Origin of the sequence: Pseudomonas sp. EYE_354 (assembly GCF_023148575.1) — a bacterium.
Classification (GTDB): domain Bacteria; phylum Pseudomonadota; class Gammaproteobacteria; order Pseudomonadales; family Pseudomonadaceae; genus Aquipseudomonas.
The window spans coordinates 405,874-417,526 of sequence record NZ_JAHXNQ010000003.1 but is presented as its reverse complement, the minus strand read 5'-3'; the positions used below and the strand labels follow the sequence as shown (position 1 = coordinate 417,526).

10 protein-coding genes are annotated in these 11,653 nt (G+C 59.0%); 7 read left to right on the top strand and 3 right to left on the bottom strand.

Annotated features, from left to right (window positions below; translation table 11 throughout):
- Window positions 1-217: 217 nt before the first annotated feature.
- Entirely contained in the window at window positions 218-1,711 is a 1,494-nt protein-coding gene (locus KZX66_RS06485; protein WP_248077708.1) for a CoA-acylating methylmalonate-semialdehyde dehydrogenase, read from the bottom strand.
- 39 nt (window positions 1,712-1,750) lie between these two features.
- Entirely contained in the window at window positions 1,751-3,100 is a 1,350-nt protein-coding gene (locus tag KZX66_RS06480) for an aspartate aminotransferase family protein (RefSeq protein ID WP_248077707.1), read from the bottom strand.
- A 125-nt stretch (window positions 3,101-3,225) separates the two neighbouring features.
- On the opposite strand from KZX66_RS06480, the gene KZX66_RS06475 reads away from it, so the two are divergent.
- From KZX66_RS06475 to nhaA, 7 genes are all read left to right on the top strand, one after another.
- Complete coding sequence (locus KZX66_RS06475; protein WP_248077706.1) at window positions 3,226-4,146, top strand: LysR family transcriptional regulator; 921 nt, start codon at window positions 3,226-3,228, stop codon at window positions 4,144-4,146.
- 88 nt (window positions 4,147-4,234) lie between these two features.
- Entirely contained in the window at window positions 4,235-5,629 is a 1,395-nt protein-coding gene (locus KZX66_RS06470; RefSeq protein WP_248077705.1) for a nucleobase:cation symporter-2 family protein, read from the top strand.
- 87 nt (window positions 5,630-5,716) lie between these two features.
- A complete protein-coding gene (locus KZX66_RS06465) occupies window positions 5,717-6,376 on the top strand; it encodes a TetR/AcrR family transcriptional regulator (RefSeq protein WP_248077703.1) in 660 nt (219 codons plus the stop codon).
- Between the two features lie 12 nt (window positions 6,377-6,388).
- Window positions 6,389-6,970 carry a YigZ family protein gene (locus KZX66_RS06460; RefSeq protein ID WP_248077701.1) on the top strand — a complete coding sequence of 194 codons (582 nt, stop codon included), beginning with the start codon at window positions 6,389-6,391 and terminating at the stop codon, window positions 6,968-6,970.
- 56 nt (window positions 6,971-7,026) lie between these two features.
- Window positions 7,027-7,713: an SDR family oxidoreductase gene (locus KZX66_RS06455; protein WP_248077697.1), complete on the top strand. Its 687-nt coding sequence runs from the start codon at window positions 7,027-7,029 to the stop codon at window positions 7,711-7,713.
- A gap of 144 nt (window positions 7,714-7,857) precedes the next feature.
- Complete coding sequence (locus tag KZX66_RS06450; RefSeq protein WP_248077695.1) at window positions 7,858-9,216, top strand: 8-oxoguanine deaminase; 1,359 nt, start codon at window positions 7,858-7,860, stop codon at window positions 9,214-9,216.
- A 160-nt stretch (window positions 9,217-9,376) separates the two neighbouring features.
- On the top strand, window positions 9,377-10,579 hold the full coding sequence (nhaA, locus tag KZX66_RS06445; protein ID WP_248077694.1) for a Na+/H+ antiporter NhaA: 1,203 nt from the start codon (window positions 9,377-9,379) through the stop codon (window positions 10,577-10,579).
- Between the two features lie 141 nt (window positions 10,580-10,720).
- Here the strand turns inward: nhaA and KZX66_RS06440 are convergent, their stop codons facing one another.
- Window positions 10,721-11,650 carry a DUF808 domain-containing protein gene (locus KZX66_RS06440; protein ID WP_248077692.1) on the bottom strand — a complete coding sequence of 310 codons (930 nt, stop codon included), beginning with the start codon at window positions 11,648-11,650 and terminating at the stop codon, window positions 10,721-10,723.
- Between the last annotated feature and the right edge of the window lie 3 nt (window positions 11,651-11,653).

Here is an 11,653-nt window from a genome sequence, read left to right as displayed (position 1 = left end):
TTGGCTTCGATGAACTGAAGCACCCTACTGCCGAAAACCGCTTAACTCATTGTTTACCAAAGAGTTTTCCGTTTCGACTGCGCCGGAAGTGGGGCGAATTATAGGCTTCCAGAATCTGGCGTCAACCTTCTTTTTCATATTTCTGTCATGTGGGTCAAAAAAGCCCCATAACGCGAAAAGCCGGCCCCACAGGGACCGGCTTCTCAGTTGCCGAGCCTTATAGGCTAGGAAAGGCGAACTGCGACGCCTCATGGCTGGCACGCTGGGGCCAACGCTGGGTAATCGCCTTGCGACGGGTATAGAAACGTACTCCATCCGGCCCATAAGCATGCAAGTCACCAAACAATGAACGCTTCCAGCCGCCAAAACTGTGATACGCCACTGGCACCGGCAATGGAACATTCACCCCGACCATGCCAACTTCAATCTCGTCACAGAACAGACGCGCCGCTTCACCGTCGCGGGTGAAGATGCAGGTACCGTTGCCATATTCGTGATCGTTGATCAGTTGCATCGCAGCTTCCAGGCTCTCCACCCGCACCACGCACAATACCGGCCCGAATATCTCTTCTTTATAGATGCGCATCTCAGGCGTCACACGATCAAACAAGCTACCGCCGAGGAAGAACCCCTCTTCATGTCCGGCAACACTCAAACCACGACCATCAACAACCAACTCTGCGCCCGCCGACACACCTTCTTCTATATAGCCACTGACCTTAGCCCGTGCCTGCCCCGTCACCAATGGCCCCATATCCAGGCCGCACGATGTACCCGCGCCGATCTTCAGCGCCTTGACCTGCGGCACCAGCTTGGCGATCAACGCGTCCGCCACCTGGTCGCCCACGCATACAGCTACTGAGATCGCCATGCAGCGCTCACCGCAAGAACCATATGCTGCGCCCATCAAGGCACTGACTGCATTGTCCAGGTCCGCATCCGGCATCAGCACCGCATGGTTCTTCGCACCACCCAACGCCTGCACGCGTTTGCCACGCTTGGTCGCCTCAGCATAGATATACTCGGCAATCGGCGTCGAACCCACAAAGCTCAGCGCTTTGACTTCGGGCGCTTCGATCAAGGCATCCACCGCTCCCTTGTCTCCGTGCACCACACTCAGCACACCTTTGGGCAGGCCAGCCTCCTGCAGCAACTGCGCGATCAATAATGTTGAGCTCGGATCACGCTCGGAGGGTTTGAGGATGAAGCAGTTACCGCACACGATCGCCAGTGGATACATCCACAACGGCACCATCGCAGGGAAGTTGAACGGTGTAATACCGGCCACTACGCCCAATGGCTGAAAGTCCGACCAGGCATCAATGTTCGGCCCAACGTTACGGCTGTATTCACCTTTGAGAATTTCTGGCGCCGAGCACGCGTACTCCACGTTCTCGATCCCGCGCTTTAACTCACCCGCGGCGTCTTCCAACGTCTTGCCATGCTCTTCGCTGATGAGTTGCGAGATACGCGCCTCGTTCTGCTCCAGCAACTGCTTGAAACGAAACATCACCTGAGCACGCTTGGCCGCTGGCGTATTACGCCAGGCTGGGAAAGCCTCCTTGGCCGAGTCGATTGCACGCTGGATGGTTTCACGACTGGCCAATGGCACTTGATGAATGACCTGCCCAGTGGACGGGTTGTACACGTCGGCACTACGACCGTTATCGTTGACCAACTCACCGTTAATCAAATGCTGGATAAGGCTCATGCAGGGCTCCTGAAAAGTTGTTCTATATAGAAAGAGAAATCAGTCGATCTTGTTCAGCACTTCGCCGACCGCATCAAACAGGCGATCCAGGTCCTGCGCCTTGCTGTTGAAGGTTGGCCCGAACTGCAAGGTGTCGCCGCCAAAACGCACGTAGAACCCAGCTTTCCACAAGGCAATACCGGCCTCAAATGGACGCACGATGGCATCGCCGTCACGGACGGCAATCTGGATTGCACCAGCCAGGCCGTAGTTACGAATGTCGATCACGTTCTTACTGCCTTTCAAACCATGCAGCGCATTCTCAAAGTGCGGGGCGACTTCAGCGACGCTCTGCACAAGGTTTTCTTTCTGCAACAGGTCCAACGCTGCGAGGCCTGCCGCGCACGCCACCGGGTGCGCCGAATAGGTGTAGCCGTGGGGGAATTCCACCGCGTACTCCGGCGTCGCCTGGTTCATGAAGGTCTGATAAATCTCGCTGCTGGCAATCACCGCGCCCATGGGAATCGCCCCGTTGGTGACTTGCTTGGCGATGCACATCAGGTCCGGGGTCACGCCGAAACTGTCGGCACCGAACATCGAACCGGTACGGCCGAAACCGGTGATAACTTCGTCAAACACCAACAGGATGTTGTGCTGATCGCAGATTTCACGCAGTCGTTTGAGGTAGCCCTGTGGCGGCACCAGCACGCCCGCGGAACCGGCCATCGGTTCGACAAACACCGCAGCGATATTCGACGCGTCATGCAGCTCGATCAGCTTGAGCAACTCCTCGGCCAAAGCGATACCGCCCTGCTCCGGCATCCCGCGGGAAAACGCATTGCTCGCCAGCAAGGTGTGCGGCAGATGATCAACATCCATCATCGCCTGACCAAACATCTTACGGTTACCGTTAACGCCGCCCAAGCTGGTGCCGGCGATGTTCACACCATGGTAGCCACGGGCACGGCCGATCATCTTGGTCTTGGTGGCCTGGCCTTTCAGGCGCCAATAGGCACGCACCATTTTCACAGCGGTATCGGCGCATTCGGAACCTGAGTCGGTGAAGAACACGTGGTTCAGGTTACCAGGGGTCAGGTCGGTAATTTTTTCCGCCAACTGGAAGGACAATGGATGACCGTATTGAAAGCCTGGAGAGTAGTCCAAAGTGCCCAGTTGCTTGGCCACGGCCTCCTGGATTTCCTTACGCGTATGCCCGGCGCCGCAAGTCCACAGGCCCGACAACGAGTCGTACACCTTGCGTCCCTTGTCATCGGTCAACCAGCTGCCTTCGGCGGCCACGATCAGACGCGGATCACGCTGAAAGTTACGGTTGGCGGTGTAAGGCATCCAGTGCGCGTCCAACTTCAGTTGGCTGGCCAGGGACGATGGGGCGTTTTCGGGCATGTTCATCAGCAAAACCTCGCAGGGCAAACGGCAGCGTCGGGATTGAAAAGCGTTCTTGCAGCTAAATTGCCACGACGATAAAGTCTGTGAAATTCAACTCTTCTAACCTTCAGTCAGGCCGTCACTAAACTATGAGCAGCCGTCGACCCGATCCCCTGGCGCAAGTCAGCGACTTTGATATCCGCCTTTTGCGCATCTTTCGCAGCGTGGTGGAGTGCGGCGGCTTCTCGGCGGCCGAGACCGTTCTCGGCATCGGCCGCTCAGCCATCAGCCAGCAGATGAGTGACCTGGAGCAGCGCCTCGGCCTAAGACTCTGCCAGCGCGGCCGCGCCGGGTTCTCCCTGACCGAAGAAGGCCGCGAGGTCTACCAATCAGCCCTGCAGCTATTAAGTGCGCTGGAAAGTTTCCGCACCGAGGTCAACGGCCTGCACCAACACTTGCGCGGCGAGCTGATCATCGGCCTGACTGACAACCTGGTCACCCTGCCCCACATGCGCATCACCCACGCCCTGGCGCAATTGAAGGAACGGGGCCCGGACGTGCAGATCCAGATCCGCATGATCGCGCCCAATGAAGTCGAACAAGGTGTGCTCGACGGTCGCCTGCATGTTGGCGTGGTGCCCCAGGCCAGCGCGCTCTCGGGGTTGGAGTACCAACCGCTGTACAGCGAACGCTCCCTGCTATACTGCGCGGTCGGCCACCCACTGTTCTATGCCGACGACAAGCAACTGGACGACGCGCGCATCGACAGCCAGGACGCCATCGCCCCCACCTTCCGCCTGCCCGCCGAAATCCAGGCTCGCTACCAGGCGCTCAACTGCACCGCCAGCGCGTCGGACCGCGAAGGCATGGCGTTTCTGATCCTCACCGGGCGCTACATCGGCTACCTGCCCGACCACTACGCCAGCCTGTGGGTGCAACAAGGCCGACTGCGCGCGCTGAAACCGACTACACGCTTTTACGATTTAAGCCTGGCATCGGTCACGCGCAAGGGTCGTCGCCCTCATTTGGTGCTGGAAAGTTTCCTGGAAAGTTTGGCCGCAACCCGCTAACTCGCGGCTTACGCAAAAAGCTGAGCAATTGGACAGTTTTTTGCAGGAGCATAAGGACCTAGAACCGTCCGCCTCGAGTTTGCCCACCATGCCACCAGAATCTTCCAGCCCCAGCGACCTGATCTACGGCCTCAACGACCGTCCTAAACCCGCGCCGGCCTTCTTGGCCGCCCTGCAACATGTGATGGCGGCGTTCGTAGGCATCATCACGCCACCGCTGATCATTGGCTCCACCCTGGGGCTGACTGCGCATTTGCCCTACCTGATCAGCATGGCGTTGATGGTCTCCGGTGTCGGCACCTTCATTCAGGCACGCAGGCCGTTTGGAATAGGCGCGGGAATGATCTGCCTGCAAGGCACCAGCTTTGCGTTTCTCGGTGCCGTTCTGTCGGCGGGTTTCCTGGTAAAGCAACGCGGCGGCAGCCCGGAAGACATCATGGCGATGATCTTCGGCGTGTGCTTTTTCGGCGCAGTGGTGCAGATCGTACTCAGCCGTTTCATCGGCCAACTGCGCCGTGTGATTACGCCGCTGGTGACCGGCATCGTGATTACGTTGATCGGTATCAGCCTGATCAAAGTTGGCATCACTGACCTGGGCGGCGGCTTCAATGCCCCTGATTTCGGCGCACCCACCAATCTGGCGCTGGGCCTGTTCGTGGTGTTGACGATCATCCTCCTCAATCGCTCGAACACGCCGTGGGTACGCCTGTCGGCCATCATCATCGGCCTGGCCCTCGGCAGCGTGGCCGCCTGGTTCAGTGGCAAACTGGTACCGCAGGCCCTGCCCGATCTGCCTCTGGTCAGCCTGCCGATCCCGTTTCGCTTCGGGTTCAGTTTCGACTGGAGCGCTTTCCTCCCCATCGCGCTGATTTACCTGATCAGCAGCATCGAAACCGTCGGCGACCTCACTGCCAACTGCATGATCGCGCGCCAGCCCATCAGCGGCCCCGCTTATATGAGCAGGCTCAAGGGCGGCGTACTGGGTGACGGCGTAAGTTGCATGATCGCCGCGACCTTCAGCGCCTTCCCCAACACCACCTTTGCCCAGAACAACGGCGTGATCCAACTCACCGGCGTGGCCAGTCGTTACGTCGGCTTGTATATCGGCGCCGTGCTGTTTTGCCTCGGTCTGTTTCCGTTGATTGGCGCAGTACTGCAGCAAATTCCCAAGCCGGTCCTGGGCGGCGCGACCCTGGTAATGTTTGGCAGCGTGGCCGCCGCCGGCGTGCGCATCCTCGCCCAGGCACCGCTGGATCGACGCAGCATGCTGATTATCGCGACCTCATTCGGCGTAGGCCTGGGTATCGCCGCGCAACCGAACCTGTTGCACCTGATGCCGACGCTGGTGCAGAACCTGTTCGACTCGGCCATCACCAGCGGCGGCTTGACCGCCATTGTGTTGTGCCTGTTATTGCCGGAGACCAAGGCTGCCCGCACTGACGCAATCAACGCGGCGGAAAGCGACACTCTGGAAACGCTTTGACGCTTTTATTGCATCGGGACTTGTCTGAGGCTTGAGGGTGGGTTATCTGTGCACACGTCGTCTCTATCGATCAGCACGGTATTCTCCATGAGCCTCGAAGTTCCTGCCCACAGCAACCACGCCGGTAAGCCCGCCAGTCGCATTCGGCAAAAGAACGAACAAGCGATTCTCCAGGCTGCTGAAGATGAGTTCGCGCGCCATGGCTACAAGGGCACCAGCATGAACACCATTGCTGCCAGCGCCGGGCTGCCCAAGGCCAACTTGCACTACTACTTCACTAACAAGCTGGGCCTGTATATCGCAGTGCTCAGCAATATCCTCGAACTGTGGGACAGCACCTTCAACACGCTGACCGCCGAGGACGACCCCGCCGTGGCCCTCACCCGTTACATCCGCACCAAGATGGAGTTCTCGCGGCGCCAGCCTCAAGCGTCGCGGATCTTCGCCATGGAGATCATCAGCGGTGGCGAATGCCTCACCGAATATTTCAGCCAGGACTACCGCGCCTGGTTCAGCGGCCGTGCCGCCGTGTTCCAGGCCTGGATCGACGCAGGCAAGATGGACCCCGTCGACCCCGTCCACCTGATTTTCCTGCTCTGGGGCAGCACCCAGCACTATGCCGACTTCGCCACCCAGATCTGCCGCGTCACCGGTCGCAGCAAGCTGACCAAGCAAGATATGGAAGACGCCGGTACCAACCTGATCCACATCATTCTCAAAGGCTGTGGCATCAAGCCGGCCCTCTAGACGAAGCAACTTATGCCTTTCACGCTTACCGGCCTGTGCGAGTTTCGCGAAGAAATACGCAAAAGCCGCTTTATCACCCTGGCCACACCGATCACCAGCACCCAGGACGCCCAGGCGTTTTTCGAACACCACAGCGACTTGAACGCCACGCATAATTGCTGGGCCTGGAAGCTGGCCGACCAGTACCGCAGCAATGACGACGGCGAGCCTGGCGGCACCGCAGGCCGGCCGATTCTGGCGGCCATTGAAGCCCAAGGGTTTGATCAGGTCGCCGTGCTAGTGATTCGCTGGTACGGCGGCATCCAACTGGGTACCGGCGGCCTTGCCCGCGCTTATGGTGGCGGTGCGAACAAGTGCCTGCAAAACGCCGAGCGTATCGAACTGATCAGTCGCGTGCCATTGAGCTGCGCCTGTGGTTTCTCGGAGCTGAACCTGGTGAAGCTGCGCGTCGCCGAACTGGGCGGACTGGTGGTCGAAGAAACCTTCACTGCCAACGGTGTCGAACTGCAATTGGCCCTGGGCCAAGCGCATATCGACACCCTGCAAACCCAGCTGGCCGACCTGAGCCGTGGGCGCATCCTGCTGCAACGTTGAAACTGCTACTGTTGCCCACCGCCCACCCTGAACCGCGACGTTAAAGGAAGCTTTTCATGCCTACGCCAAAAACCGCATTGATCATCGGCGCTTCACGTGGCCTGGGCCTTGGCCTGGTCAAGCAATTGCTTCAAGACGGCTGGGACGTGACCGCCACCGTGCGTGATCCAAGCAAGGCCGACGCCCTTGAAGCCTTGGGCCCGACGCAGATCGAGAAGCTTGACATGGACGATCAGCAAGCCGTGATCGCCCTGGCCCAACGCTTGAAAGACCACACCTTCGACCTGCTGTTCGTCAACGCCGGCGTCAAGGGCCCGGCCAATCAGGAGCCTGGCCACGCCACCCTGGCGGAAGTCGGCCAACTGTTCTTCACCAATGCCGTAGCGCCGATCAACCTGGCGCAACGTTTTGTCGGGCAGATACGCAAGGACAGCGGTGTACTGGCGTTCATGAGCTCGGTACTGGGCAGCGTGACCATCCCCGACGGCTCCGACCTGGCTCTGTACAAGGCCAGCAAAGCCGCGCTCAATTCCATGACCAACAGTTTCATCACCCAATTGGGCGACGATAAACTCACCGTGCTGTCACTGCACCCGGGCTGGGTCAAGACCGACATGGGCGGCGAAAACGCGCACATCGATGTCGACACCAGCGTGCGTGGGCTGGTGGATCAAGTGAATGCCTACACCGGCAAAGGCGGCCATCATTTCGTGGACTACAAAGGCGATACGATCGCCTGGTAAGCAACCACGAGCGTTATCGACCGATTGCCGTCGATAACGCTGCGCGCGTAGACTGCCCCCTCGCCCTCCAAGGCGACCCTGGATCAGCAGACAGGGCAACACTGAGCTGGCAAACCTGAACCCATCATTCAGAGGAGCCGGCCAATGCCTGCGACCCGTATCTGGTTAAAAACCCCCCTCGCGATTTTCACGGCCAACGGCCTCGACGCCCGTGGCGGCCTGGTGCTGCAGGACGGCGTGATCCGCGAAGTGCTCGCCTTGGGGCAGGCCCCCACGCAACCCTGTACCCAGGTGTTCGATGCTCGCGAGCATGTGGTCCTTCCGGGGTTGATCAACACCCACCATCATTTCTATCAGACCCTTACCCGCGCCTGGGCGCCGGTGGTCAACCAACCCTTGTTCCCCTGGCTGAAAACCCTGTACCCGGTATGGGCGCGGCTGACGCCCGAGAAGCTGGCCCTGGCGACTAAAGTGGCCCTGGCCGAATTACTGCTCTCTGGCTGCACCACCGCCGCCGATCACCACTATCTGTTCCCCGACGGCCTGGAAAATGCCATCGATGTGCAAGTCGCCAGCGTGCGCGAACTGGGCATGCGCGCCATGCTCACCCGAGGTTCCATGAGCCTGGGCGAAGCCGACGGTGGCCTGCCGCCGCAGCAGACCGTGCAACAGGGCCAGGTTATCCTCGATGACAGCCAACGCCTGATCCGCGCATACCACGAGCGTGACGATGGTGCGCAGATTCAGATTGCCCTGGCGCCCTGCTCGCCTTTCTCGGTCACCCCCGAAATCATGCGCGCCAGTGCCGATCTGGCCGCAGACCTGGATGTGCGCCTGCACACCCACCTGGCCGAGACCCTCGACGAGGAAGACTTCTGCCTGCAACGCTTTGGCCTACGTACCGTGGATTACCTCGACAGCGTCGGCTGGCTCGGCCCGCGTACCTGGCTGGCCCACGGTATCCACTTCAACCCGGATGAAATTGCACGTCTCGGCAGAGCCGGTACCGGTATCTGCCATTGCCCAAGCTCGAACATGCGCCTGGCCTCCGGTATCTGCCCGACCCTGGATTTGCTCGCCGCGGGCGCACCGATCGGCCTGGGCGTGGACGGCTCCGCGTCCAACGATGCGTCCAACATGATCCTCGAAACGCGCCAGGCGCTATACATCCAGCGCCTGCGTTACGGCGCAGAAAAAATCACCCCCGAAGGCGTGCTCGGCTGGGCCACCCAAGGTTCGGCGCAGCTGCTGGGGCGTACGGATATCGGTGAGTTGGCCGTTGGCAAACAGGCTGACCTGGCGCTGTTCAAACTCGATGAACTGCGTTTTTCCGGCAGCCATGATCCGATTTCCGCGTTGCTGCTGTGCGGCGCGGATCGTGCGGACCGGGTGATGATCGGCGGCATATGGCGGGTCATCGATGGGCAGGTCGAAGGCCTGGATCTGAAAGGCTTGATCGCCGATCATAGTCAGGCCGCCCGCCAGTTGATCGCCGGAACCTGAGCCCACTAAAGTTTGGGCATAATTCCTATTTCAGAATTTTGCGTTGAGGAATGCTTGCTGCCCATGCCGTTCAGCCCTAACTGTTTCAGGCTGTTTAACCTCGCCACGGGGCATGGGCCAAGTGCTAATCTCTTACCTTTTAAGTGCCCCAAGGACATTGATGACCAATCATCAAGCTAAAGCTGAAACCCCTAGAGCCGCCGCGATTCTGGCTCGCTTCCTATCGTCGGAATCCGCTGGCGGTCTTGTGCTGATGGGCGCTGCACTCGCAGCCCTGATTGTGGCCAACTCGCCTCTCTCGCAAGGTTATTTCGCAGCCCTGCACAGTGTGTGGTTGGGCATGTCTATCGAGCACTGGGTCAATGATGGCCTGATGGCGATCTTCTTCCTGATGGTCGGACTCGAGATCAAAAGAGAGGTTCTGGCAGGCGGGCTCTCCACTTGGGGACAGCGCGCCTTGCCTGGGTTTGGTGCTGTAGGCGGCATGATTGTGCCCGCGCTGATCTACGTCGCCATCAACTGGGGTAACTCGCAGACCTTGAAGGGCTGGGCTATTCCTGCCGCTACCGACATCGCATTCGCCCTGGGCGTGCTGTCGCTACTAGGTAAGCGAGTCCCGACTTCGCTTAAGGTTTTTCTCGCCGCCCTGGCGATCATTGACGACCTGGGGGCAGTGGTCATCATCGCCTTTTTCTACACCACTGGTCTTTCCATGCCGATGCTACTGGCATCGCTCGCGACCCTGGGCATTTTGATCGCAATGAACCGACTGGGGGTCAAACGATTGTTCCCGTACTTGCTGGTCGGTGGTGTGCTGTGGTTCTTCGTGCTGCAGTCGGGGGTGCATGCCACCCTTGCGGGTGTTGCCGTTGCACTGTGTGTCCCAATGGGTAAGCCGGAAGAGGAAGCCAGATCTCCACTGCTCTTCCTGGAAGAGAAGTTGCACATGTGGGTAGCGTTCGCTGTGGTGCCGATTTTCGGCTTCGCCAATGCTGGTGTTTCACTTGCCGGCATTTCCATGGAAAACCTGGTCGATCCGGTTCCGCTGGGTGTGGCGCTCGGCTTGTTGGTGGGTAAGCAGGTTGGCATTTTCCTATTGGCTGCTCTGGCCATTCGTATGGGCTTGGCCAAGCTCCCGGAAGGCAGCAGTTGGGCACAGCTTTACGGTGTTGCGCTCTTGTGTGGCATCGGCTTCACCATGAGTCTATTCATCGGAAACCTGGCGTTTGCTGGATCAGCTCACCTGATCGATGAGGTAAAAGTCGGTGTATTGATCGGTTCGACCCTGGCTGCAATCGGTGGTGTCCTGATTTTGCGACGCAGCGCTGCGCCTGCCGCCGCGCCCACTACGATTTCCAGTTAAGCGTAAGCGAGCCGGCCACAGGCTTTGTCCCTGATAGACATCCTGTGGCCGGAACATCGTCTGGTGAAATCGGTCATCGTGCTTTACGCCAACGCTACCGAGATGTCTTCTTAACCGCGAATCGGCACCCACAACTCGAGTTCAGGCAGACGACGTTGAGGCTTTACCAAAGATCGTGGTGAAGCCTTTGACGATAAGTACCGCAAGCATGCCTACGAACGCACCTACCAAGCAGTGGATACCTAGGGTTGCGACCGTTTCCCACGCCCCTGCCGCTTCGACCGCCCTCTCGGCAACATGCTGCATCGGCGCAATGCCTTCTGTGATAAACGCTCCGCCGACCAAAAACATCGCAACAGTCCCAATCCATGAAAGTGCTTTCATGAGCTTTGGTGCAGCGGACAGCAGCCATCCCCCGACGGTCCTCACCACAGAACCCCATGTACCGGTAGCTTTAGATTTTTGGAGAATAAGGCCTGCATCATCCAAGCGCACGATCCCCGCGACCAATCCGTAAACGCCCACTGTCATGACCACCGCGATCAGCGCTAACGTCAAAACCTGCTGGAGCATCGGGGCATCAGTCACGATATTCAGGGTAATAACGATGATCTCGGCGCTCAGAATGAAGTCCGTTCGTATAGCCCCTGCAATCTTGCGCTTTTCATATGCTGCAAGCTCTTCAGGTGTCTTGGGCTTGGGTTTCTTCGGTTGCCCAGTGCCATCGTCTCTACCAGTCGTGAGCTTGTCCTTGATAGCTTCAAACCCCTCGTAACAGAGATACGCGCCCCCAATCATGAGCAGCCAATGAACGGCCGCAGGCAACAGTGCATTCAACACCAAGGCACAAGGCACCAGGATTGCCTTGTTTCTCAACGACCCCTTGAATACAGCCCATACCACCGGCAGCTCTCGGTCTGCTTTCATGCCGGTAACCTGCTCAGCATTCACAGCAAGGTCGTCGCTCAGGACACTGGCCGATTTCTTTGCAGCGACTTTGCTCATGAGCGAGATGTCGTCCAGCAGTGTGGCAATGTCGTCCAATAGTGCGAACAAGCTGCTGCCAGCCATCTA